The following is a 24289-nucleotide window of genomic DNA, read 5'->3' as shown; positions in this document are numbered from 1 at the left end:
CGGTGAACGACCTCGACCCCCTCCTCACCCCCGAAGGCCGCGCCCTGCTCGACGAGGTGCGCGACACCGACCCCGCGCACGAGCTGGCCGTCGCCACCCGGCTGCGCCGGGACCACCCCGCCGAGCTGGTGTCGGCGGCGCTCGGGCAGGCGCGGCTGCGGCAGCGGGCGGTGGTGAAGTTCGGGGCCGAGGACGCGGCGCGGATGTTCTTCACCCCGAACGGGGTCGAGCAGTCGACCCGCGCGAGCGTGGCCGCGTACCGCGCCGAGCGGATGAGGGGGCTGGGGGTGATCTCGGTCGCCGACCTGTGCTGCGGGATCGGCGGCGACGCGATCGCGCTGGCGCGGGCCGGGATCCGGGTGCTCGCGGTGGACCGCGATCCGTTGACGGCGGCCGTGGCCCGGGCCAACGCCGAGGCGCTGGGGCTCAGCGGGCTGATCGAGGTGCGGGAGGCGGACGTGACCGACGTGGACACGGACGGCTGTGACGCCGTGTTCGTGGACCCCGCCCGGCGCGGCGGCCGGGGTCGCGTCTTCGACCCCGAGGCCTACTCACCGCCGCTGTCGTGGGCCGTCGGAGCGGCCCTGAAGGCACCCCGGGCCGCCCTGAAGATCGCGCCCGGCATCCCGCACGAGGCGATCCCGGCCGAGGCGGAGGCCGAGTGGATCTCGGACGGCGGTGACGTGAAGGAGGCGGTGCTCTGGTTCGGCACCGGGGCGCCGGGCACCGTACGGGCCACCCTGCTGCCGGGCCCGCGCTCGCTGCCCGGCCGTGGCCTGCCCGACCCCGAAGTGCGTTCCGTGGGACGGTACTTGTACGAGCCCGACGGCGCCGTGATCCGCGCCCACCTGGTCGCCGAGGTGGCCGAGGAGGTCGGCGGCGGCCTCGTCGACCCGACCATCGCCTACGTCACCGCCGACGCCCTGCGCCCGACGCCGTACGCCACCGCCTACGAGATCACCGACCGGCTCCCCTTCAACGTCAAGAAGCTGAAGGCCCTGCTGCGCGAGCGCGAGGTCGGCATCCTGACCGTGAAGAAGCGGGGCTCGGCGGTCGAACCCGAGGAACTGCGCAGGAAGGTCAAGCCCCAGGGCCCGCACTCCGCCACGGTGTTCCTCACCCGGGTGGCGGGGGCGCCGACGATGCTGGTCGGCCGGCCGGCGCGCTGACACGCCCTCTCAGGAGGCGACGATCGCCTTGCCGACGGCGAAGCCCTTGGCCGGCCCCTCGGGGATCACCGCGTCGGTGCCGTAGGGGACGCGGTGCTCGTCGGTGTACTTGGCCTTCCTGGAGTCGGGAGACGTCAGGACGACGACGGCTCCCCTCGTCGTCGAAGTCGTCGAAGTCGTCGACGATCACATACACCGGGATACCCGCCCTGGCGTACTCGCGCCGCTTCCGCGCCCGGTCACGCTGGAGGTTCCGGTGCCCGGGCGAGGTGACCTCGACGACCATCTTCACGCCGCCGGCGTCGACGCCGAGCCCCTCCTCGTCGGGGATCTCCTCGAGATCGAGGGGGGCGACGAAGAGGTGGGGGACCCAGACTTTGTTGCGGTGGATGACGTTGATGTCCTGGTGTGCTGCATACCCGCTGCGTGACAGGTAAGCGTCAAGCGTCCGCCGGAGGCGGTTGACGAGCGCACCATGACGGCGGCGTCCGGTAGGCGACACCTCGATGGCCCCCTCGATGATCTCGGCGCGGTAGCCCTCGGGGAGATCCATGGCCTTCCACGCCTGCCACAGGACCTCGTCCAGATCGGAACCCGGCTCGGGAACCGGCTCGTCTGCCACCACCTGGGCCACCTCTTCTGCGAGAGCGGTCATCGTGAAGCACCTCCTCCTTCAAGAGTGGGCGGGAGCGCCACTACGGCACAAGCGACAGGCGTGACGCTACGGAGCCGCCCGGGGTCGCACGCCCTTACGCCTGCTGATCATCCGAAGGAGTGATCTCGCCGTGTTCGCCGGGACGTGTCCCGGCGGCCCGGCGCAGCAGCAGGGCGCGTTCGCGTTCGTTGCGGGTGAGGGAGGCCGCGCGTTCGAACTCCGCGCGGGCCTCCGCCGTGCGGCCGAGGCGGGACAGCAGGTCGGCGCGGACGCTGGGCAGCAGGTGGTACTCGCGCAGGACGGGTTCGACGGCCAGGGCGTCGACGAGTGCGAGCGCTTCGGCCGGGCCCTCGGCCATCGACACGGCGACCGCCCGGTTCAGTTCGACGACAGGCGACGGGGAGCGGGCGGCGAGCAGGGCGTAGAGGGTGGCGATGGTCCGCCAGTCGGTCTCCGCGTAGGAGTACGCGTGCGCGTGGCAGGCGGCGATGGCCGCCTGGAGGGCGTAGGGGCCGGGTGCGCCGGTGGCGCAGGCGTCGGCGCGGGCGAGTGCGCGGATGCCGCGGGCGATGAGCAGGCGGTTCCAGCGGCGCCGGTTCTGGCCCTTCAGCAGCACCACGGTGCCGTCGGGCGCGGTGCGGGCGGCGGTGCGCGAGGCCTGGAACTCCAGCAGCGCGGTGAGGCCGTGCACCTCCGGTTCCTTCGGCATCAGCCCGGACAGCAGCCGGGCCAGCCGCAGGGCGTCCTCGCACAGCCCGGGGCGCAGCAGGTCGTCGCCGGCGGTGGCCGCGTAACCCTCGTTGAAGATCAGGTAGATGACGTCCAGGACCGAGCCGAGGCGGGCCTCCCGGTCGGGCCCGTACGGCACCTCGAAGGCGACGTCCCGTGTGGCGAGGGTGCGTTTGGCGCGGACGATGCGCTGGGCGACCGTCGGTTCCGGGACCAGATGGGCGCGGGCGATCTCCGCCGTGCTGAGACCCCCCAGCAGGCGCAGGGTGAGGGCGATGCGGGCCTCGGGGGACAGCACCGGATGGCAGGTGGTGAAGACCAGCCGCAGCAGGTCGTCGTCGATGTCGTGCGGGTCGGCGGGTTCCGGCGGCGGGGCCGTGTCCGGGAGGCTGCGGCCGATCTCCGCGAGCTTGCGGGCATAGGTCTCGCGGCGCCGGACCAGGTCGACGGCACGGTGCCGGGCGGTGGCCATGAGCCAGGCGCCGGGGTTGTCGGGCACACCGTCCCGGGGCCACCGCTCCAGGGCGGCGACCAGCGCGTCCTGCGCCAGTTCCTCGGCGATGCCGATGTCCCGCACGATCCGGGCGACGCCGGCGACGACCCGCGGGGACTCCAGCCGGAAGACGGTCTCGATGGCGTGTGCCGCGGTGGGCTGTGCTTCCACAGCCCACCATGCAACACCCCCGGACCGCCGTGAGCCAAGGAGGGCTCAGCCCTCGGCGATCTCCCGGACCTCGCAGGTGACGGTCCAGAACTCCTCGTGGGTCTTCAGGAACCGCTTGGTCCACTCCAGCGCCTCGGCCATGTCCTTGCACTGCATGAGCGCGTAGCCGCCGACGACCTCCTTGGACTCGGTGAAGGGCCCGTCGGTGACGGAGATCTTCCCGCCCTCCCAGCGCACCCGGGCGCCCTGGGCGGAGGGGGTGAGCCCGGCGGTGTCGAGCATGACGCCGGCCTTGGTGATCTCCTCGATCAGCTCGCCCATCCGCTGCATCAGTTCCTCGCTGGGGCCCTCGGCGGGGGCGGAGGCCTCGTCGATGCGCACGAGCGACAGGTAGCGGGGCATGGTGACTCCTCGGTCCGGGCGGCGGGGCCGTTCCCCGCCGCTCACCCATGCGTCGAACGGGAGACGGCCGGATCGACAGCCGCGCGGAGATTTCCTGGAAATTCTTTTTTTCCGGCCGTCCGGACCGGGCCCGCCGCTCAGCGCAGCGACGCCCACAGCAGGCCGGCGGCCCTCACTACGCCCGGCCGCCGGCCCCTCCTTCTGCCTTCGTCGCCGTTCTCGTCGTGTCCGGTCACGGCAGGAACGTAGGACCGGATTATTGGACGACTGTTAGCGGAAGCCCTCGGAGTCGGTCGGGAGATTCCCATCCGAGGCTCACCATGGGCACCGGATTGCCGCCGTTCCAGGAGGCGTTGAACCCGAAGGTCACCGAACCGCCGTCGGGCACCGCGCCGTTGTACGAGGCGTTCGCGCACGACACCGCCGCGCCCGACTGGGTGCAGGTGGCGTTCCAGGCCTGGGTGATCCGCTGGCCGGCGCCGTACGTCCAGTTCACCTTCCAGGAGGACAGCGAGGCACCGGAGCAGGAGATCTTCACCTGGCCGGTGAAGCCGCCGTTCCACTGGCTGGTCACGCTGTAGGCGGCCGAGCAGGCACCGGCCGGCGGCGGTTCGCCGGTGCCGCCCCCGCCGCCCAGCGCCTCGGCGATGCCGCGGTACGCCGGTTTCGGCTGGTAGTTCTCGTCGTACGGCGTCGCCGCCCCGTAGCCGGGGAAGGTGCTCGGCACCCATGAGTCGGAGTCGGTGAAGCCCCACACCGTGACGTTGACGCACCGGGTCACGGCCGCGCAGGCGGCCGTCACGGACTTGAAGTCGGCCGCCTGCTGGTCCAGTTTCGCGCTGTCGGCCGGCAGTGACATCCGGACGTCCAGCTCGGTGACGGCCACGTCCACGTCGAGGTCGGCGAAGCGCTGGATGTTCTGCTGGAGCGTGGGCGGCACCTGGCCGAGGATCAGATGTGCCTGGAGGCCGACGCCGTCGATCGGCACGCCCTGCTGCTTGAGGGACCTGACCAGGTTGTACAGAGCGGTGGACTTCGCGTTCACGCCCTCGACGTTGTAGTCGTTGATGTACAGCTTGGCGTCCGGGTCGGCCGCGTGCGCCCAGGTCAGGGCGTTGGCGATATAGCCGGAGCCGAGGCCGTCGTACCAGATCGTCGAGCGGTAGGTGCCGTCCTCGTTGAAGGGCTCGTTGACCACGTCCCAGACGGACACCTTGCCCTTGTAGCGGCCGACCTCGGTGTCGATGTGGTCCCGCAGCAGGGTGCCGAGCTGGGCCGGGGTCCAGCTCCCGCCGGTCAGCCAGCTCGGGTTCTGGCTGTGCCAGACCAGGGTGTGGCCGCGCACCTGCTGGCCGTGGGCCTGGGCGAAGGCCACGATCTGATCGGCCTCGCTCCAGTTGAAGCTGCCCCGGGTGGGCTCGACCGAGCCCCACTTCATGGCGTTGCCCGGGGTGAGCGAGCCGAACTGCGTCCCGGCGATGTCCGCGTAGGCGCCGGTGAGCTTGGAGCCGGTGACCGCGGTGCCGATGACCTTGCCCTTCGCCGCGGCGAGGTCGCGCAGCGGCGGGTCGGCCGCACGGGCGGTGCCGGTACCGGCCGCGAGCAGGGCCGCGGCGGCGGCCAGGGCGGCCAGACACGCGCGTAAGGGAGTTCTGGAGGTTCTCATGGCGGGGGACCTCCGAAAGTTTCGGTCGTGCAACCGATTGGCTTCGGAGGAGTGTGGGGGCGCACGCCCCACCCGTCAATACGTCAACTTCCGGCCACTCACGTCACCCGGCGGCCGGGGCCGCCGTACTGCTGCGCACCACCAGGCTGGTCGCCAGCTCCACCCGGGTGGCCGCCCGCTCGTCGTCCGCGCGGCCCAGCTCCAGCACCAGGCGGGCCGCGGCCTCGGCCATCTCGGTCAGCGGCTGGCGCACGGTCGTCAGCGGCGGTCCCACCCAGCGGGCCACCGGCAGATCGTCGAAGCCCACCACACTGAGGTCCTCCGGGATGCGCAGCCCCAGTTCCCGCGCGGCCTCGAACAGGCCGAGCGCCTGCAGGTCGTTGCCCGCGAAGACGGCGGTGGGCCGGTCCGGGCGGCGCAGCAGCTCCAGGCCGAGCCGGTAGCCGGCGTCGTGGTGGAAGTCGCCGGTCACGACGAGCGAGGGGTCGACCGGAAGCCCCGCCGTCTCCAGAGCGGCCCGGTAGCCGTCGACGCGGGCCCGGCTGCACATCATCCGGGAGGGCCCGCTGATGGCACCGATCCGGGTGTGGCCGAGCTCCACCAGGTGGCGGGTGGCGGCGAGGCCGCCCTGCCAGTTGGTGGCGCCGATCGAGGGCACGTCCGGACCCGGGTCGCCCGCCGGGTCCATCACCACGAACGGGATGGACCGGCTGGTCAGCAGCGCGCGCTGGGACTCGTCGAGGCCGGACAGCACCAGGACCACGCCGTGCGGGCGGCGGGCGGCGACCTGGTCGGCCCAGGTGCGGCCCGGGGTGAGCCGCCCGGCCGACTCGGACAGCACCACGCTCAGGCCCGCGTCCCGGGCCACGTTCTCCACGCCCCGGATGACCTCCATCGCCCAGGCGCTCTCCAGCTCGTGGAAGACCAGGTCGATCAGCGGGGAACGGGAGGCCTCGGCGCGCCGGCGCCGGTAGCCGTAGGCGCGCAGCAGCTCCTCGACACGGGTGCGGGTCGCCGGGGCCACATCGGCGCGGCCGTTGAGGACCTTCGAAACAGTCGGAGCGGAGACCCCGGCCTCCCGGGCGATTTCGGCGAGGGTCGCCGTCTGCGTTTCTGCGGGCTTCGAAGGCTTCATGCCCGCGATCGTATCCCTGCGGGACCTCTTGACGAAGGTGTTGTCGCGCCATAGGTTTCCGGAACATTCGACGTATTGCCCGAAACATTCGTGAGCGGAGTCGAGAGTCCGACCGCCCGAGAGCCCGAGAGTGTGCCGACGAACGGGGTACCGCCCGGCGTCCCGACCCTTCCGACGGGAGTTCCATGACCACCGCTCCTTGGCGCGACCCCGCCCTGCCCGCCGCCGCGCGCGTCGACGACCTGCTCTCCCGCATGACCGTCGAGGAGAAGACCGCTCAGCTCTACGGAGTGTGGGTGGGCGCCGCCACCGACGGCGACGGGGTCGCCCCGCTGCAGCGCGAGATGACCGCCGACTACGACTGGGACGAGCTGATCACCCGTGGTCTCGGCCAGTTGACCCGCTCCTTCGGCACCGCACCCGTGGACCCGGCGCTGGGCGCGCAGGCGCTGGCCCGCGCCCAGCGCCGCATCGCCGGGGCGAGCCGCTTCGGCATCCCGGCGGTCGCCCACGAGGAGTGCCTCGCGGGCTTCACGGCCTGGGGTGCGACCGCGTACCCGGTGCCGCTGGCCTGGGGCGCGGCCTTCGACCCGGCGCTCGTCGCCGAGCTGGGCCGGCACATCGGCCGTGACCTGCGCTCGGTCGGCGTCCACCAGGGCCTCGCCCCCGTGCTGGACGTGGTCCGCGACCCCCGCTGGGGCCGGGTGGAGGAGACCATCGGCGAGGACCCCTACCTCGTCGGCACGATCGGCGCGGCCTATGTGCGCGGTCTGGAGTCGGCCGGGGTCGTCGCCACGCTCAAGCACTTCGCCGGGTACGCCTCCTCGGTGGGCGCCCGCAACCTCGCCCCCGTACGGGCGGGCGTGCGGGAGTTCGCGGACGTGACCCTGCCGCCGTTCGAGATGGCGCTGCGCGAGGGCGGGGCGCGCTCGGTGATGGCCTCCTACACCGAGACCGACGGCGTACCCGTCTCCGCCGACCCCCGGCTGCTCGACGAACTCCTGCGCGGTGAGTGGGGGTTCACCGGCACGGTGGTCGCCGACTACTTCGGCATCGGCTTCCTGCGCAGTCAGCACCGGGTAGCGGAGGACGACGCCGGCGCGGCGCACCTGGCCCTCGCGGCGGGCATCGACGTCGAACTGCCGACCCTGAAGTGCTACGGCACCCCGCTCGTCACCGCCGTACGGACGGGCCGTGTCCCGGAGTCGCTGGTGGACCGCGCGGCCCGCCGGGTCCTGCTGCAGAAGTGCGAGCTGGGCCTGCTGGACGAGGACTGGCGGCCGGAGCCGGACGGCCCCGTCGACCTGGACTCGGCCGCCAACCGGGCCCTGGCCGGCCGGCTGGCGGAGGAGTCGGTGGTCCTGCTCGACAACCCCGACGGGCTGCTCCCACTGGCCCCCGACACCCGGATCGCGGTGGTGGGCCCCCGCGCGGCGGACGCCCTGGCGATGCTCGGCTGCTACTCCTTCCCCTCCCATGTGCTCCCCCACCACCCCGAGGTCCCGCTCGGCGTCTCGATCCCGACGGTCCTGGACGCGCTGCGCACCGAACTCCCCGACGCCAAGGTGACGTTCGCCGAGGGCTGCGGAGTCTCCGGCCCGGACACCGCGGGCTTCGCCGAGGCGGTGGCCCGGGCGGCGGAGGCGGATGTGTGCGTGGCGGTCCTCGGCGACCGCGCGGGCCTGTTCGGCCGGGGCACCTCCGGCGAGGGCTGCGATGTGGCGGACCTGCGACTGCCGGGCGTCCAGGGCGAGTTGCTGGACGCGCTGGTCGCCACCGGCGTGCCGGTCGTCCTGGTCCTGCTCACCGGCCGCCCCTACGCGCTGGGCCGCTGGCACGGCCGGCTGGGCGCGGCCGTCCAGGCCTTCTTCCCGGGCGAGGAGGGCGGCCCGGCCCTCGCGGGCGTCCTGTCCGGCCGGGTGAACCCCTCGGGCCGTCTCCCGGTGAGCGTCCCGCGTGCGCCCGGCGGCCAGCCCTGGACCTATCTCCAGCCCCCGCTGGGCCTGGCCGGCGAGGTCAGCAACCTGGACCCGACCCCGCTGTACCCCTTCGGCCACGGCCGCTCGTACACGACGTTCGCCTGGGAGGACTTCACCGGCGGCGACGGCGACGGTGTCACGGAGATCGGCACGGACGGCTCGTACGACCTCTCGCTGACCGTCCGCAACACCGGTGACCGCGCGGGCGCCGAGGTCGTCCAGCTCTATCTGCACGACCCGGTGGCGTCGGTGACCCGCCCGGACGTCCGGCTGACTGGCTACCGGCGGCTGGAGCTGTCCCCCGGCGAGTCCCGCCGGCTGACCTTCCGCTTCCACGCCGACCTGTCGTCCTTCACCGACCGCACGGGCGCCCGTGTGGTGGAGCCGGGCGCGCTGGAGCTGCGGCTCGGGCCGTCCAGCGCGGAGGTACGGCACACCGCCCGGCTGCGGCTGACCGGGCCGGTGCGGGTGGTCGGGCCCGAGCGGACGCTGCGCTGCGAGGTGACGGTGACCGAGGCGGGGTGAACGCGAACACCCCGCCACCGGAAATCCGGTGGCGGGGTGTTCGATGGAGCGCCGGGCAGGCCTTGCACCTGCATCTCCCCACAGGAAGTGGGGCGTCTTTCCTTGGACCACCAACGCACTGCGTTCGAACCGTTGTTTGGCCGTTCGCGTGTGATGATCATAGCGCGAGAACGGGTCCGCGCGCCACCTCAGCGTTCCGCTTCCGCGTCCACCGCCTCGAACCGCCACCGGTGGACAGCCCGCGTCACCAGGGTGCCGTCCGGTTCGGGCAGTTCCGGGAGCTCGGCGTCGTACGGCGCGTCCCACCAGGTGATGACCAGGACCCGGTCCTGCGGAGCCCGGAAGGTCTCCCGGCGCAGCGGCTCGCGGGCGAGGTCCTGCGCACGCGCCCAGTCCAGCAGTTCCGCGCCCCGGCCGGCGACGGCCCGGGCCTCCCACATCAGGGCGACCGTCACGAGTAGAGGTTCTCCTCGCCGACCTCGTGCACATGGTCGTGGTTCTGCCCGGGCACGTGCGGGTCGGTCACCGGCAGCGAGGAGTCGGCGGACAGGTCCCAGTCGGAGGCGGCGCGGTTGCGGGAGACCATCTCGGCGCCGAGGGCCGCGACCATCGCGCCGTTGTCCGTGCACAGCTTGGGACGCGGGACGCGCAGCCGAATCCCGGCCGCCTCGCAGCGCTCCTGGGCGAGGACGCGCAGCCGGGAGTTGGCCGCGACACCGCCGCCGATCATCAGGTGGTCGACCCTCTGGTCCTTGCAGGCGCGGACGGCCTTGCGGGTCAGCACGTCGACCACGGCCTCCTGGAAGGACGCGGCCACGTCACGGACCGGGACCTCCTCGCCGGCCGCGCGCCTGGCCTCGATCCAGCGGGCCACGGCGGTCTTCAGACCGGAGAAGGAGAAGTCGTAGGCGGGGTCGCGCGGGCCGGTCAGACCACGCGGGAAGGCGATCGCCGCCGGGTCGCCCTCACGGGCGTAGCGGTCGATGACCGGGCCGCCGGGGAAGCCCAGGTTCAGCACCCGCGCGATCTTGTCGAAGGCCTCGCCGGCCGCGTCGTCGATGGTGGCGCCCATGGGTCGGACGTCGGAGGTGATGTCCTCGGACAGCAGCAGGGAGGAGTGGCCGCCGGAGACCAGCAGGGCCATGGTCGGCTCGGGCAGCGGGCCGTGCTCCAGCTGGTCCACGCAGATGTGCGAGGCCAGGTGGTTGACGCCGTACAGGGGCTTGCCGAGGGCGTAGGCGTAGGCCTTGGCCGCCGAGACGCCGACGAGCAGGGCGCCGGCGAGTCCCGGGCCCGCGGTGACCGCGATGCCGTCGAGGTCCTTCGCGGTGACGCCCGCCTCCTTCAGCGCGCGGTCGATGGTCGGGACCATCGCCTCCAGGTGCGCCCGGGAGGCCACCTCGGGCACGACGCCGCCGAAGCGGGCGTGCTCGTCGACGCTGGAGGCGACGGCGTCCGCCAGCAGGGTGGTGCCGCGGACGATGCCGACGCCGGTCTCGTCGCAGGAGGTCTCGATGCCGAGGACGAGAGGTTCGTCAGCCATTGATCTCGGTTCCTTGTACTGGGGGGTCCGCGGCGGGGCCGCTGTCGGGTGCTGTGGTCAGGCGCATCACCAGGGCGTCGACGTTGCCCGGCTGGTAGTAGCCGCGTCTGAAGCCGATGGGCACGAAGCCGAAGCGCTCGTAGAGCTTCTGGGCGGCGACGTTGTCGACCCGGCACTCGAGCATGACCTCGGCGCACTCGAAGGCGGTGGCCGCCTTCAGCAGCTCGGTCAGCAGCCGGCCGCCGAGGCCGGTGCCCTGGTGGGAGCGGGCGACGGCGATGGTCTGGACGTCGCCCAGGTCGCCGGCGGCGGCGAGGCCCGCGTACCCGACGATCCGGCCGTCCCCCTCGGCCACCAGGTACCGTCGGTTGGCCTCGGCGCCCCGGGAGTGGGCCAGCTCGGACCAGAACATGCCCCTCGACCAGGCGTCATCGGGGAACAGCTCCCGCTCGAGACCGAGGACCGGGTCGATGTCCCACCAGCGCATCTCACGCAGTCGAGGCTCCGTCACTTCGGGGTGACCACCTTGTAGTTCTTGGGGACCTGCGCGTCGGGGCGGCGCAGGTACAGCGGGCGCGGCGCGGGCAGTTCCTCGCCCGCGGCCAGCTTCTCGGCGGCCAGCGCGGCGAGGGCGGCGGCGGACACGTGCTCCGGCTCGTGGGCGCTCGGGAACGTGTCCGGGTAGAGGAGCGCGCCGGCGCCGACCGCGGGCAGCCCGGCGACCCGCTCGGCGATGTCGGCCGGGCGGTCGACGGCCGGGTCGGTCAGGCGGGTGCGGGAGTCGGCGTAGGTCGCCCAGTAGACCTCCTTGCGCCGGGCGTCGGTCGCCACGACGAAGGGGCCCTTCTCGATGTCGGCGGCGTAGGCGAGGCCGTCCAGGGTGCACACGCCGTGCACCGGGACGCCGAGCGCGAGGCCGAAGGTGTCGGCGGTCATCAGGCCGACCCGCAGACCGGTGTAGGGGCCGGGCCCGGCACCGACGACGATCCCGGTGACGGCCTCCAGCTTGAGCCCGGCCTCGGCGAGCACCCGGTCGACGGCCGGCAGCAGCAGCTCTCCGTGCCGGCGGGCGTCCACCTGGCTCGACGACGCGATGACGTGCGTTCCGTCGTGCAGCGCGACGGTGACGGCGGGGGTGGCGGTATCCAGAGCGAGCAAGAGCACGCGAACAGCCTACGGCGCCCGCGCCGCTCGCATCGCCGTCCCGGTGCGACGGTGACCGGCTGCTACGGTTCGTACGAAGTACGACATATGGCGCGAAACAGAGGTGGGCGTTCGTGGCAGGGACCAGCTCGGGGATCGTGGCCGGCCTCACCGCGGTGGCCATCGGCGTCGTCGGATACCTCACCTACCAGGCACAGGCGACCGTTCCGCCGAGTCTGAGCGGCAGGCCGGGGCCGAACGCGGCGTCCGCCTCGGCGACCGGGAAAGCGCCGCGTGACCGGCTCCACCCGGGCGCCCTGCCGAGCGGTTCCGGGACGGGTGAACGGGTCGTGTACTCGGTGGACGACGACCGGGTCTGGCTGGTCGACGACCACAACCGGGTGCAGCGCAGCTTCGGGGTGAACCCCGGCACCGTGGACCCGCCGGCGGGCAGGTACTGGGTCACGTCCCGCTCGAACGCGGTCACCGGGACGGACGGCCTGCCCATCGAGCACGTCGTGCGGTTCACCAGCGTGGACGGGGTGGTGATCGGCTTCAGCGCGGCGGTGCGCGGCGGGGACCCCGTCACGGGGGACGGGGTGAAGACCGGCGGCATCCGGGAGCGGCGCGAGGACGGCGACGCGATGTGGAAGTTCGCCACGATCGGCGTACCGGTGGTGGTGATCCGCTGACGTTCGCGGGGTGGAGCGGATCGGCCACGACGGAACGCCCCTCACGCGGCCTGGCGTCGCTCCGGCCCCGCCGGGTGCTCCGGCCTGGACGGCGCCGGTTCGCACGGCGGCCGGGAGACCGCGCGGGCGGCCTCGCACGACGCCAGCAGCTCACGCATCGACACCCCGCCGAACACGGGCGGCTCGGCCGGCGGCTCCGTGGACCGAGAAGCGGACATGGACGCCTCCTGAAGTGCGGGGGCGGGCGCGTTAGGTATGCCTAACCGCGAGCGGGACACCATGTGACCACGCCCGGGACATCCTGCGCAATATGTTACCGACGCCTTGTCGGAAAGTGGCTCCGGTCAGGCCGCGAGCGTGCCCAGATCCGCGCTCGCCCACCGCTCCCCGCGCCCGGTGACCGTCACCTGACGGACCTCGTCGGTGGTGTCGCCGACGGCCCGGTGGATGACGACCTGGAGCCGGTCCTCGGTCAGCTCCTCGACCTTGCCCTCGCCCCACTCCACGACGATCACCGAGTCGGACAGGGAGACGTCGAGGTCGAGGTCCTCCATCTCGTCGAGGCCGCCGGAGAGCCGGTAGGCGTCCACGTGGACGAGCGGCGGCCCGTCGCCGAGGGAGGGGTGCACCCGGGCGATCACGAACGTCGGCGAGGTGACCGCGCCGCGCACGTCGAGCCCCTCACCGAGCCCCCGGGTCAGCGTCGTCTTGCCCGCGCCCAGCTCGCCGCTGAGCATCACCAGGTCACCCGAGCGCAGCAGCTTGGCCAGGCGGCGGCCCAGCTCCCGCATCTGCTCGGGAGAGGTGATGGTCAGCCGGATCTCAGCGGGGTCGTGCGGTACTGCTGGTGCTGCTGGCTGTTCCATAGCCACTTACCGTAGCCCCTGCCGGCACGGCGCCCGCGCGGGTGAGCAGGTCGGCCAGCCGGTCGGTGACCACTTCGGGGTGCTCCAGCATCACCAGGTGCCCGGCGTCCGGCACGAGCACCAGTTCGGCGTCCGGGAGGAGGTCGGCGATGGCCTCGCTGTGCTCGCTGGGCGTGACCAGGTCCTGCACCCCGGCCAGCACCAGCACCGGGAAGTCCCGGAAGCAGAGGAGTGCCTCGGTCTTGTCGTGCTCGGTGAAGGCCGGATAGAACTCGGCGACCACGTCGATCGGCGTCGACTCGATCATCCGTTCGGCGAACCGCTCCACGGCGGGGTCGACGTCCCGGGACGCGAACGAGTACCGCTTGATGACCCCGGCGAACAGATCGGCGGTGGCCCGGCGCCCCTTCTCCACCAGTTCCGCCTGCTGCCCGAGCGCCCTCAGCACTCCCGGGAGTATCCGGCGCACCGCGTTGACGCCCGCCACCGGCAGCCCGAAGTTCACCTCGCCGAGCCGCCCGGAGGAGGTACCGATGAGCGCGGTGGCCACGACCCGGTCGCGGATCAGCTCCGGGAAGTGGGCGGCCAGCGCCATGATGGTCATCCCGCCCATGGAGTGCCCGACCAGCACGATCGGCCCGTCCGGCACGGCCGCGTCGAGGACGGCCTTCAGATCGCGGCCGAGCTGGTCGATGGTGAGGGGCACGCCGTCCTGGGTCTGGGCCACCCCGCGTCCGGACCGGCCGTGGCTGCGCTGGTCCCAGTGCACGGTGCGCACGACCCCGCGCAGCGCCGCCCGCTGGAAGTGCCAGGAGTCCTGGCTGAGGCAGTAGCCGTGGCAGAAGACGACGGTGACGGGGGCAGGGGCCTTGCGGCCGAAGAGCCTGCGGCGGCGCGGGGAGACGTTCGGACCCGGGTCCGGGTCCACGTCGTCGACCTCGTAGTACAGCTCGGTCCCGTCGTCGGCGTACGCCTTGCCCGGGGTGCCGCGCAGCGTGCCGTAGGGGCCGGCCGAGTCGAGCACGAGCCGGGCCCGGCGGCGCATCCCGCGGCCCACGGTCATCCGCTCGACGGCCACCCCGGCGGCCGCGCCCGCGGCCAGGACGCCTATCGCGGCACCGGCGATGCCGGTCGTCCTGCGCCAGTTGCCGGCCGCCCCCGCTGCGGAGGTGGCGGCGGCCGCCGAGGCGACGGCTTCCACCAGGGCCTCCGCACTGCTCTCGCTCACTTCCGCTCCTCTTCGCCGTACTGCAGTTCGCTGGGTGGGTGAAACGGGTGGTGCCGGGATGGTACGGGTGGTGCCGATGTTGTCCGTGTTACCAGTGGCGGTAGGAGTAACCGGGCATGGGTGACCGCCCCCTGAAGGGGTTACCCCTCCTGGTGCCCGTTCACATGGACGCGGGGGACACGCGTTCCGATCCGGGTGACGATCTCGTACGCGATCGTGCCGCACGCCTGCGCCCAGTCCTCGGCGGTGGGCTCACCGCGGTCACCGGGGCCGAACAGCACCGCCTGCGCACCGGCCTCGGGCTCGTCCCCCCCGAGGTCCACCACGAACTGGTCCATGGCCACCCGCCCCGCGACGGTCCGCCACTTGCCGTCCACCAGCACCGGTCCGGTGCCGGAGGCGTGCCGGGGGATGCCGTCCGCGTAGCCGACGGGGACCAGGCCGAGGGTGGTCGCGCCCGGGGTGACGTAGTGGTGGCCGTAGCTGACGCCGTGTCCGGCCGGGACGTGCTTGACCAGCGCCAGCGAAGCGCTCAGCGTCATCACCGGGCGCAGGCCGAAGTCCGCCGGGGTGCCGATCTCCGGGCTGGGCGAGATGCCGTACATGGCGATGCCCGGCCGGACGAGGTCGAAGTGGGTCTCCGGAAGGGTCAGCGTGGCCGGGGAGTTGGCGATGTGCCGCACCTCGGGGCGCACGCCCTGCCCCTCGGCGTACGCCACCATCTCCCGGAACCGGGTGAGCTGGGCGGCGATGGACGGATGCCCGGGCTCGTCGGCGCAGGCGAAGTGCGACCACAGACCGGTGACGCGGAGCAGGCCCGCGCGTTCGGCCCGCAGGGCCTCGCCGACCAGTTCGGGCCAGTCGGCGGGCTGACAGCCGTTGCGCCCGAGCCCGGTGTCGGCCTTGAGCTGCACACGCGCGGGCCGGCCCGCCTGCCGGGCGGCCTCGGTGACCTCGCGCAGCGCCCACATCCCGCTGAGGGAGACGTCGATGTCCGCCTCCACCGCCTGCCGCCAGGGACCGCCGGGCACCCAGAGCCAGCACAGGACGCGGGTGTCCAGACCGGCGGCGCGCAGCGCGAGCGCCTCCTCCGGTGTGGCCGTGCCGAGCCAGGTCGCGCCCGCCTCGACGGCCGCGCGGGCGCACGGCAGCGCCCCGTGGCCGTACGCGTCGGACTTGACGACGGCCATCAGGGCCGCGCCCTTCGCCCGGGCCCGCAGGGCCCGCACATTGGCGCGCAGGGCGGCCAGATCGATCTCGGCCCGGGCCCGCAGAGGCGCGGTCGGCTCAGCAACAGTCTCACTCATGGCGCCCCCAGTGTCTCAGAGGACCACGGCGGCCCCCGGGCGCACCGGCCGAAGGCCGCCGAAGGGTGCCCGCGCGGACGTCGCGGCGAAGGCACGGCGACCGCGTGGAGGTTGCCGCACGAGTCTTGCGGCGCCCACGGCGGCAGGTGTAGCAATGGCGCACGGAAAACTTGAACATTGTTCAAGTTCCTGCCGTGTTCGTCACTTCGCGTTCGTACCCCCCCACCGAGCCGAGGAGCAGCAGATGTCCACGGAACGCCCCGACCGCAGCCGGCGCACCGTCCTGGCGGCGGGAGCCCTCACCGGCCTCGGCCTGGCGGGCGCCCAGTTGGCCGGCCCGGGCCCGGCCGGCGCCGCGACCGCCGGCGGCACGTCGTCCGCGGCTGACACGCCCTCCGGTGGTGATACCGCCTACCTCGTCGGGCGGGGCGTCGCCGACGCCACCGGTGAGGTCGCCGAGGTCGGCATGATGGGCTACGGCCGGTTCGACCAGCAGGCCGCCGGACTGCACACCCGGCTGCGGGCCCGCGGGTTCGTGGTGGTGGACCGGGCCTCCGGCCGTCGCGTCATGCTGATCGTCGCGGACTCGCCGATGATCTTCGAGAGCGTGCACCAGGAGGTGCTGCGGCGACTCGCCGCGCGGTACGGCGACCTCTACACCGAGCAGAACGTGCTCATCACCGCCACCCACACCCACGCCGGTCCCGGCGGCTACTCGCACCATCTGCTGTACAACGCGACCACGTTCGGGTTCCACCGCAAGACCTTCGAGGCCGTGGCGGACGGTCTCGTCGAGGCCGCCCGGCGTGCCCACGACGACCTGGCACCGTCCGGCCTGGTCCTCAGCCACGGGACCCTGACCGGGGCCAGCGCCAACCGCTCCCGGGTGGCCTTCGACCGCAACCCGAAGGCCGACCGCGACCACTTCCCGGACGCCGTCGACCCGCACACCACGCTGCTGCGGGTGGAGCGGGCCGGCCGGGCGGTGGGCGCCATCAACTGGTTCCCGGTGCACGGCACCAGCATGTCCGGGGACAACCGTCTGATCAGCGCGGACAACAAGGGGTTCGCCGCCTACCACTGGGAGCGGGAGGTCAGCGGCGTCGACTACCTGGCCGACGCCTCCCCGGCGTTCGTCTCGGCGTTCGCCCAGACCAACAGCGGCGACATGTCCCCCAATCTCGACCTGAAGCCGCCGACCACACCGGAGGACTTCGCCCACACCCACGCCGGCGGGCTCCGGCAGTACGAGGCCGCCGCGGCGCAGCTGCACCAGCCGGGCGTCGGACTGTCCGGCCCGGTGGACTCCCGGCTGGTGTACATCGACCTGTCCGACGTCACGGTGCGCCCCGAGTTCACCGGCGACGGGCGGACCCACCGCACCTCGAAGCCCTGCATCGGCGCCTCCATGGCCGCCGGGAGCATGGAGGACGGGCCGGCCTTCCCCGGTTTCGAGGAGGGCGAGAACCCCTTCTGGGACGCGGTGTCCGACTCCGTGATCTACACCGTCTCGCCGGAGCTGCGGGAGGCGCAGGCGCCGAAGGACGTCTTCGTGCCCATCGGGGAGATGAACCGCGTCTACCCGTGGGCGCAGGAACGGGTGCCGGTGATGCTGGTGCGCATCGGCCGGCTGTACCTCGTGGGCATCCCGGGCGAGGTCACCATCTGCGCGGGCCTGCGGCTGCGGCGCACGGTCGCCGGAATCGTCGGCGCCGACCTCGACGACGTACTGGTCGCCGGATACGCCAACTCCTACTTCCACTACCTGACCACCCCCGAGGAGTACGACTCCCAGCAGTACGAGGGCGGCAGCACCCTGTTCGGCCGCTGGCAGCTCCCGGCGCTGCAGCAGACGGCGGCCGCCCTCGCCACCGCGCTGCGCGACGGCACCCAGGTGCCCCTCGGCCCCAAGGCACCGGACCTGTCCGGCAAGGCGCTCTCCCTGCAGCCCGGGGTGGTGCTGGACGCGCCGCCGGTCCTCAAGTCGTTCGGGGACGTGCTGGAGACGCCCCAGGACGGCTACCGGGCCGGCGACCGGGCCCGGGCCGTCTTCGCGGGCGCCCACCCGGGCAACGACCTGCACCGGGGCGGCACATACCTGGAGATCCAGCGCCAGGACTCCGGCGGGACCTGGCACCGGGTCGCCGACGACGGCGACTGGGTGACCAGGTTCCACTGGGAGCGCTACGGCGTCGCCGCCTCCAAGGTCACCATCACCTGGGACATCCCGCAGGACACCACCCCCGGTACGTACCGGATCGTGTACCACGGCGACGCCCGGAACCTGCTCGGCACCATCACCCCGATCACCGGCGAGTCACCCGCTTTCACGGTGCGTTGACCCGGAGGCCGGCGAGGGCCCGGCGCGCCTCCCCCACGGCGCGCCGCCCCCTCGTCTCCCTCACGGTGCTCAGCCCAGGGCGTCCCGGACGTCCCGCCACGCCTCGGGCAGCCGCTCCGCGATGTCGTGCGCCCCGGCCGGCGCCCCCGAAGCGGCGAACCGTCCGGCCAGCCCGTGCAGATACGCCGCCGCGCTCCCCGCGTCCAGCGCGTGCAGCCCGGAGGCCAGCAGCGAACCGGCGAGCCCCGACAGCACGTCACCGCTCCCGGCGGTGGCCAGCCAGCCCGTGCCCGTGGCGTTCACCCGCACCGCGCCGCCCCGCGGGTCGGCGACCAGCGTCGTCGAACCCTTCAGCAGCACGGTCGCCCGGTACACCGCCGCCAGCTCCCGCACCGCGGCCAGCCGGGCCCCCTCGACCTCCTCCCGGCGCACCCCGAGCAGCGCCGCCGCCTCCCCCGCGTGCGGGGTCATCAGCGTCGGCGCCGTACGTCCGCGCACCGCGTCCCGCTCCGCCAGCCGCAGCCCGTCGGCGTCGAGCAGCACCGGCACATCGGTGTCCAGCACCTCCGCCACGGTCGCCGCGTCGTCCCCGGCACCGGGCCCCACGACCCACGCCTGCACCCGGCCGGCCTTCGCCGGGCCCTGCTCGGACACGAGCGTCTCGGGAAACCGGGCGATCACCGCGTCCGCGGCGGGCCCGACGTACCGCACGGCACCGGCCCCGCCGCGCAGCGCCCCGGAGACGGCCAGCACGGCGGCCCCCGGATAGCGCGCCGACCCGGCGGCGATCCCGACCACGCCCCGCCGGTACTTGTCGCTCTCCGCCGCCGGGCGCGGCAACAGCATTGCCACGTCCGCGTGTTGCAGCGCCTCCAGCTCGGCTACGGGCGGCAGGACGAGACCGATGCCGACCAGCCGCACGGTTCCGGCGTACTCGCGCGCCGGGTCGATCAGCAGCCCCGGCTTGTGCGTGCCGAAGGTGACGGTGAGGTCGGCCCGGACCGCCGCGCCCCGCACCTCCCCGGTGTCGGCCTCCACCCCGCTCGGCAGGTCCACCGCGACGACGGCGGCCCCCGACCGCCCGACCGCGTCGGCCAGTGCCTCGGCCTCCGGCCGCAGCCCGCCCTTGCCGCCGATACCGACGACGCCGTCCACCACGAGGTCGGCCCGCGCGATCCACTCCTCGGCGCGGCCGGGCACCGTGACGGAGCCGCCCGCCCGGCGCAGCGCCGCGAGACCGCCCGGGTGGGTGCGCTCGGGCGGCGCCAGCAGTACGGCCGTGACACCCGCGCCCCGCCGCGCCAGCCGGGCGCCCGCGTACAACGCGTCGCCGCCGTTGTCCCCGCTGCCGACGAGCAGCACCACCCGCCGCCCGTACACCCGCCCGAGCAGGTCGGCGCAGGCGGCGGCCAGCCCGGCGGCGGCCCGCTGCATCAGCGCCCCCTCCGGCAGCCGTGCCATCAGCTCCCGCTCGGCCGCCCTCACCGTCTCCACGCTGTACGCAGTACGCATGGCTTGGAGTCTGCCCCGGAAAGGCCGTCCGCCACACCCGGGGCCTCCCGGAGCCACCCGCGACGCTCAGCCCTCGGCGACCACCACGGCCGAGGCGATCCCGGCGTCGTGGCTGAGCGACACGTGCCAGGAGCGCACGCCGAGTTCCGCCGCCTTCGCGGCGACGGTCCCCTTCACCCGCAGCCGCGGCTGCCCGCTGTCCTCGACGTACACCTCGGCGTCGGTCCAGTGCAGCCCCGGGGGCGCGCCCAGCGCCTTGGCCAGCGCCTCCTTGGCCGCGAACCGGGCCGCGAGGGACGCGATGCCACGCCGCTCCCCGCTGGGCAGCAGCAACTCACTGTCGACGAACAGCCGATCGGCCAGCTGAGGCGTCCGATCCAGCGACGCCCGGAACCGATCGATCTCGGCGACGTCGATACCGACCCCGATGATGCTCATGGGCAGACCCTATGGGGCGCGGGTGCGCGGCCGTGGGCAGGTCACTCCACCGTGACGGACTTCGCCAGGTTCCGCGGCTGGTCGACCTCGTTGCCCCGGGCCGTGGCCAGCTCGCAGGCGAAGACCTGGAGCGGCACCGTGGCCACCAGCGGCTGCAGCAGGGTGGGCGTGGCCGGGATGCGGATCAGATGGTCGGCGTAGGGGACCACCGCCTGGTCACCCTCCTCCGCGATCACGATCGTCCGTGCCCCGCGCGCCCGGATCTCCTGGATGTTGGAGACGATCTTGTCGTAGAGGACCGACCGGCCGCGCGGCGACGGCACGACCACCACGACGGGCAGGTCCTCCTCGATCAGGGCGATCGGGCCGTGCTTCAGCTCGCCCGCCGCGAAGCCCTCGGCGTGCATGTAGGCGAGTTCCTTGAGCTTGAGCGCGCCCTCCAGGGCGACCGGATAGCCCACGTGCCGGCCCAGGAACAGCACCGTGTTCTTGTCGGCCAGCGACCGCGCGAGCGCCCGTACCGGCTCCATGGTCTCCAGCACCCGGTCCACGGCGCCGGCGATGTGGGACAGGTCCTTGATGACGGCGCTGATCTCGTCGCCCCACTTGGTGCCGCGCACCTGGCCCAGGTACAGGGCCACCAGGTAGCACGCCACCAGCTGGGTCAGGAACGCCTTGGTGGAGGCGACGGCCACCTCCGGCCCTGCGTGGGTGTACAGCACCGCGTCCGACTCGCGCGGGATCGTCGAGCCGTTGGTGTTGCAGATCGCCAGCACCTTGGAGCCCTGCTCGCGGGCGTGCCGCAACGCCATCAGGGTGTCCATGGTCTCGCCGGACTGGGAGATGGCGATGACCAGGGAGCGCCCGTCGAGGATGGGGTCCCGGTAGCGGAACTCGCTCGCCAGCTCCACCTCGCACGGGATGCGCGTCCAGTGCTCGATGGCGTACTTGGCGATCAGGCCGGCGTGGAAGGCCGTACCGCAGGCGACGATGACGACCTTGTCCACCTCGCGCAGCTCCGACGGCGTGATCCGGACCTCGTCCAGCGTCAGGGAGCCGGCCGCGTCGATGCGCCCGAGCAGGGTGTCGGCGACCGCCTTGGGCTGCTCGGCGATCTCCTTGAGCATGAAGTAGTCGTAGCCGCCCTTCTCGGCGGCCGACGCGTCCCAGTCCACGTGGTACGAACGCACCTCGGCGGGACGGCCGTCGAAGCCGGTCACCGTGACCCCGTCCCGGCGCAGCTCCACCACCTGGTCCTGGCCCAGCTCGATCGCGGAGCGGGTGTGCTCGATGAACGCGGCGACGTCGGAGGCCAGGAACGCCTCGCCCTCACCGACGCCCACCACCAGGGGCGAGTTGCGGCGGGCACCCACGACCACGTCCGGCGCGTCGGCGTGCACCGCGACCAGCGTGAACGCGCCGTCCAGGCGCCGGCACACCAGCCGCATGGCCTCGGCGAGATCGGCGCTGGACGAGAACTCCTCCGCCAGCAGGTGCGCGACGACCTCGGTGTCCGTCTCGGACGCGAGCCCGTGCCCGCGCTCGGCCAGTTCGGCCCGCAGCGCCGCGAAGTTCTCGATGATGCCGTTGTGCACGACGGCGACCCGGCCCGCGTTGTCGAGGTGCGGGTGGGCGTTGGCGTCCGTGGGCCCGCCGTGCGTGGCCCAGCGCGTGTGGCCGATACCCGTCGTCCCCGCCGGCAGCGGCCGGTCGACGAGCTCCTTCTCCAGGTTGACCAGCTTCCCGGCCTTCTTCCCCGCGGCCAGCCCGCCGTCCGCGAGCACGGCGACACCCGCCGAGTCGTAGCCCCGGTACTCCAGCCGCTTCAGCCCGGCCATCACGACATCGAGCGCCGACTGCGACCCCACGTATCCCACGATTCCGCACATGTGCCGCAGCCTACGGGCGACCGGCCTCCCGAAAGAGCCGCCGCGTGCCCGAAATCAGAAATTCCCACCGGAGCACGAAGGGGTCGCCCGGGGTGGCGGCCCTGATCCCAGAGGGCGAATTCAAGCCGTCTTCCGTCCCAGAACCCGACCTGCTGGAACACCGGACACCCACAGAAAGAACACAGAGTCTTCTAGAGACGTCGGGCTTCCAGGGCCGGGGCCGCGGCCGGCCCGGGGTCGGCGGATTTCACGCCAAGACCCGCTCCGCGGACCAGAACACCTGTACGGCCGGAGCCGCCTGCGCCTATCGTGTCGCCGCGCGTGCGGAACCTGACCATTCCATGCGCGCACATCACTCAGCGACCGGGGGAACGCCGTCGCTACGGGGAGAGGTTGCATCGCCATGCCGTTTCACCGGCACATCGCGTGGGTCAAGCCTGCGGGCCTGTCCAGGATCTGAACACACCTCAGGCCTTGGGGCCCGAGCTCTTCCGCCGCCCTGGCGCGCACCCCACTCGAACGCAGAAAGGGATGCTCCTTGCCTCCCAGACCCTGGTTCCGCCTGCCCGGAACCCGAAGAGCACAACTGCTCACACCTCTCCTCACCTCCACCGTCGCCGCCGCGGTGCTCGGCGCCCTGGTCGTCCAGCCCGATCCACTGCACCGGCACGACGGCACCACAGTCGCGGCCGACAGCTACGACGGCTTCGACACCAAGGCCGCCGAGCAACTGCGGCAGGACCAGTGCCTGATGGCGGGCGTCGCGCGGCTGGGCGGACCGACGATGTCCGGCATCGCGCGCGACGCCCTGAACCAGGCGCCGGACGCGCTGCACACCACGGCGAACCGGGAGTACTGGAACGACACGCCGCTGTCCAAGGCGTTCGAGCAGGACAGGGCCCTGCTCGACAAGGACTCCGAGGTCCGAGGCAAGCGCCGTGACGCGTGGAAGGCCCCGCTCAGCGGCCTGGCGACGCCCGGCGGATTCACGGTCACGGGATTCGAGTGGCCGCCGTCGTCCCCCGAGGAGGGCGGCGACTTCTTCGACCGCACCGGCCTGCCCCAGTGGTCCGGTGAGCAGTGGTGGCGCAGCGAGGGCACCTTCTACGACGACCCGACCGCGAAGGCCGACGAGGCCACCGTGAAGGCCGTCAAGGAGCTCGGCACGCCCCTGTACGGCAAGGATCCGGACGCCACCCTGCCCGGCTGGAACCGGAACTACGAAGAGCACCAGGCGTGGGACCACCTGGTCAACTGGTCCATGGAGCCCACGAGCGCGGACAACGCCCGCCTCTTCCTGAGCTCGGGCGGGTTCGCCCGCACCGCGCCCGAACCCGACAGCCTCGAGTTCCGGCTGGCCGTCGAGGACCTGAAGTCCCGCTTCGCCACGTGCGCCTGGCGCGGTCCGGTGGACCCGAACCGGGTACTGGGCAAGGAGGTGGCCGCGGCGTCGGGCGAGTGGCAGCAGGAGATCGCCTCCCAGGCGACGCAGCGCAGCCAGATCCTGAACGCGAACAAGGACGCCACCAAGGCGCTGACCGCCGGCGCCACGGCCATGGGAGAGCTGCTCGCCCAGTCCTGGACCGCCGACCACCTCACCCGTTGGCAGGACTACTGGAGCCCGGGCGGCATCGGTTACATCGGTGACGCCCCGCTGGAGATCCAGGTGCCGGGCGCCACGGGCAAGTGCCTCGACGTCCAGGGCGCCGGGAAGACCAACGGCACCCCGGTCCAGATCTACACCTGCAACGACGGCAGCGCCCAGCGGTGGCAGCTGTGGGCGTCCTACGACGACGGCTACACCCTGCGCAACGTCAACTCGGGCAAGTGCCTGGAGGTGCTGAACGGCAGCAGTGCCGACGGCACGAAGATCCAGATCCGGGACTGCGGCAGCGGCAAGGCGCAGCAGTGGAAGTTCGACGTCCGCTCGGCGAGCGAGCTGCGCAACGCCGCCACCGGCAAGTGCCTGAACCTGCCGTCGTTCGACAACAGCAAGGACGCTGCGCTGCTGGGCTGCAACGGCTCCAAGGGGCAGAAGTTCCGCCTCGTCCCGCAGGGCCACACCGGCGACGGCAAGCAGGGCTACCCGGACAAGGCGCAGTTCGACAAGGCCAAGAAGGGCATGACGGCCGCCCAGACGGCCGCGAAGACACAGCTCGCCGCCCTCAAGGCGCAGCTTGCGTCGGCGCAGAAGGCCGCGCCCGCGTCGGACACCGCGATGCAGGCCGCCTACGGCATCGCGGACGCCAACGGCGCGCCGCGGGGCCGTGGTCTGCTGGTCGGGCAGCAGAAGGACCAGGTGACCAAGGGTTCGGTCGCCGCGCTGCAGGCGATGGTGAAGGCCGGTGAGACCGCCGAGGCCGCCACCCGCGCCTCCGCCGGGGACAGCGAGACCATCGCGCAGCG

General features: G+C 73.0%; 21 protein-coding genes. 5 read left to right on the top strand and 16 right to left on the bottom strand.

Going from position 1 to position 24289, the window contains the following annotated elements:
- Nucleotides 1-2: 2 nt before the first annotated feature.
- A complete protein-coding gene (locus ABZ478_RS03750) occupies nt 3-1169 on the top strand; it encodes a methyltransferase domain-containing protein (protein WP_359545069.1) in 1167 nt (388 codons plus the stop codon).
- Here the strand turns inward: ABZ478_RS03750 and ABZ478_RS03745 are convergent.
- From ABZ478_RS03745 to ABZ478_RS03725, 5 genes are all read right to left on the bottom strand, one after another.
- Nucleotides 1117-1824: a Uma2 family endonuclease gene (locus ABZ478_RS03745; RefSeq protein ID WP_359545067.1), complete on the bottom strand. Its 708-nt coding sequence runs from the start codon at nt 1822-1824 to the stop codon at nt 1117-1119. The two genes, ABZ478_RS03750 and ABZ478_RS03745, sit on opposite strands and share 53 nt — an antisense overlap.
- Nucleotides 1825-1918: 94 nt before the next feature.
- Nucleotides 1919-3217: an RNA polymerase sigma factor gene (locus ABZ478_RS03740; RefSeq protein WP_359545065.1), complete on the bottom strand. Its 1299-nt coding sequence runs from the start codon at nt 3215-3217 to the stop codon at nt 1919-1921.
- A gap of 45 nt (nt 3218-3262) precedes the next feature.
- Nucleotides 3263-3619 carry a YciI family protein gene (locus ABZ478_RS03735; RefSeq protein WP_358935446.1) on the bottom strand — a complete coding sequence of 119 codons (357 nt, stop codon included), beginning with the start codon at nt 3617-3619 and terminating at the stop codon, nt 3263-3265.
- Between the two features lie 256 nt (nt 3620-3875).
- On the bottom strand, nt 3876-5285 hold the full coding sequence (locus ABZ478_RS03730; protein WP_359545063.1) for an endo-1,4-beta-xylanase: 1410 nt from the start codon (nt 5283-5285) through the stop codon (nt 3876-3878).
- A 103-nt stretch (nt 5286-5388) separates the two neighbouring features.
- Nucleotides 5389-6420, bottom strand: coding sequence for a LacI family DNA-binding transcriptional regulator (locus ABZ478_RS03725; protein WP_359545061.1), 1032 nt, complete (start codon nt 6418-6420; stop codon nt 5389-5391).
- 185 nt (nt 6421-6605) lie between these two features.
- Between ABZ478_RS03725 and ABZ478_RS03720 the strand changes: the two genes are divergently transcribed.
- Complete coding sequence (locus ABZ478_RS03720; RefSeq protein ID WP_359545059.1) at nt 6606-8924, top strand: glycoside hydrolase family 3 N-terminal domain-containing protein; 2319 nt, start codon at nt 6606-6608, stop codon at nt 8922-8924.
- Between the two features lie 188 nt (nt 8925-9112).
- Here ABZ478_RS03720 and ABZ478_RS03715 read toward each other — a convergent pair whose 3' ends face one another.
- Genes ABZ478_RS03715 through tsaB form a run of 4 tightly spaced genes read right to left on the bottom strand, consistent with a single transcriptional unit; the run spans nt 9113 to nt 11631 of the window.
- Nucleotides 9113-9379 carry a hypothetical protein gene (locus tag ABZ478_RS03715; protein ID WP_359545057.1) on the bottom strand — a complete coding sequence of 89 codons (267 nt, stop codon included), beginning with the start codon at nt 9377-9379 and terminating at the stop codon, nt 9113-9115.
- Complete coding sequence (tsaD, locus tag ABZ478_RS03710; RefSeq protein ID WP_359545055.1) at nt 9376-10467, bottom strand: tRNA (adenosine(37)-N6)-threonylcarbamoyltransferase complex transferase subunit TsaD; 1092 nt, start codon at nt 10465-10467, stop codon at nt 9376-9378. The genes ABZ478_RS03715 and tsaD overlap by 4 nt, the downstream gene beginning before the upstream one ends.
- Nucleotides 10460-10954 (bottom strand): ribosomal protein S18-alanine N-acetyltransferase, encoded by a 495-nt coding sequence (rimI, locus tag ABZ478_RS03705; RefSeq protein ID WP_359545864.1) that lies wholly within the window; start codon nt 10952-10954, stop codon nt 10460-10462. The genes tsaD and rimI overlap by 8 nt, the downstream gene beginning before the upstream one ends.
- A gap of 20 nt (nt 10955-10974) precedes the next feature.
- The gene (gene tsaB / locus ABZ478_RS03700; protein WP_359545053.1) at nt 10975-11631 is read right to left on the bottom strand and encodes a tRNA (adenosine(37)-N6)-threonylcarbamoyltransferase complex dimerization subunit type 1 TsaB; all 657 of its coding nucleotides are present in this window, start codon (nt 11629-11631) and stop codon (nt 10975-10977) included.
- A gap of 113 nt (nt 11632-11744) precedes the next feature.
- Here tsaB and ABZ478_RS03695 point away from each other — a divergent pair, with 113 nt between their 5' ends.
- Nucleotides 11745-12302 carry a hypothetical protein gene (locus ABZ478_RS03695; RefSeq protein ID WP_358935461.1) on the top strand — a complete coding sequence of 186 codons (558 nt, stop codon included), beginning with the start codon at nt 11745-11747 and terminating at the stop codon, nt 12300-12302.
- A 41-nt stretch (nt 12303-12343) separates the two neighbouring features.
- Here ABZ478_RS03695 and ABZ478_RS03690 read toward each other — a convergent pair whose 3' ends face one another.
- The 4 genes from ABZ478_RS03690 to alr form a co-directional block, all read right to left on the bottom strand.
- Nucleotides 12344-12520, bottom strand: coding sequence for a hypothetical protein (locus ABZ478_RS03690; protein WP_359545051.1), 177 nt, complete (start codon nt 12518-12520; stop codon nt 12344-12346).
- Nucleotides 12521-12646: 126 nt separating this feature from the next.
- Nucleotides 12647-13168: a tRNA (adenosine(37)-N6)-threonylcarbamoyltransferase complex ATPase subunit type 1 TsaE gene (tsaE, locus tag ABZ478_RS03685; protein ID WP_359545049.1), complete on the bottom strand. Its 522-nt coding sequence runs from the start codon at nt 13166-13168 to the stop codon at nt 12647-12649.
- Entirely contained in the window at nt 13125-14396 is a 1272-nt protein-coding gene (locus tag ABZ478_RS03680; protein ID WP_359545047.1) for an alpha/beta hydrolase, read from the bottom strand. Before ABZ478_RS03680 ends, tsaE begins: the two co-directional genes overlap by 44 nt.
- A 140-nt stretch (nt 14397-14536) precedes the next feature.
- A complete protein-coding gene (gene alr / locus ABZ478_RS03675) occupies nt 14537-15703 on the bottom strand; it encodes an alanine racemase (protein ID WP_359545045.1) in 1167 nt (388 codons plus the stop codon).
- Nucleotides 15704-15947: 244 nt separating this feature from the next.
- Here alr and ABZ478_RS03670 point away from each other — a divergent pair, with 244 nt between their 5' ends.
- Nucleotides 15948-18044, top strand: a complete 2097-nt coding sequence (locus tag ABZ478_RS03670; protein ID WP_359545043.1) for a neutral/alkaline ceramidase — start codon at nt 15948-15950, stop codon at nt 18042-18044.
- 69 nt (nt 18045-18113) lie between these two features.
- Here ABZ478_RS03670 and ABZ478_RS03665 read toward each other — a convergent pair whose 3' ends face one another.
- The 3 genes from ABZ478_RS03665 to glmS all read right to left on the bottom strand — a co-directional run bounded on the left by ABZ478_RS03665 (nt 18114) and on the right by glmS (nt 21883).
- The gene (locus tag ABZ478_RS03665) at nt 18114-19556 is read right to left on the bottom strand and encodes an NAD(P)H-hydrate dehydratase (RefSeq protein ID WP_359545041.1); all 1443 of its coding nucleotides are present in this window, start codon (nt 19554-19556) and stop codon (nt 18114-18116) included.
- A 66-nt stretch (nt 19557-19622) separates the two neighbouring features.
- Complete coding sequence (locus tag ABZ478_RS03660) at nt 19623-19994, bottom strand: holo-ACP synthase (protein ID WP_359545039.1); 372 nt, start codon at nt 19992-19994, stop codon at nt 19623-19625.
- A gap of 41 nt (nt 19995-20035) precedes the next feature.
- Nucleotides 20036-21883: a glutamine--fructose-6-phosphate transaminase (isomerizing) gene (gene glmS / locus ABZ478_RS03655; protein WP_359545036.1), complete on the bottom strand. Its 1848-nt coding sequence runs from the start codon at nt 21881-21883 to the stop codon at nt 20036-20038.
- Nucleotides 21884-22421: 538 nt separating this feature from the next.
- On the opposite strand from glmS, the gene ABZ478_RS03650 reads away from it, so the two are divergent.
- Nucleotides 22422-24289, top strand: a 1868-nt coding sequence (locus ABZ478_RS03650; protein WP_359545035.1) for an RICIN domain-containing protein, incomplete at its 3' end; no start/stop codon positions are given.

Origin of the sequence: Streptomyces sp. NPDC005706, assembly GCF_040631045.1 — a bacterium.
Lineage (GTDB): Bacteria > Actinomycetota > Actinomycetes > Streptomycetales > Streptomycetaceae > Streptomyces.
This window is presented reverse-complemented; position numbering and strand designations above follow the sequence as displayed.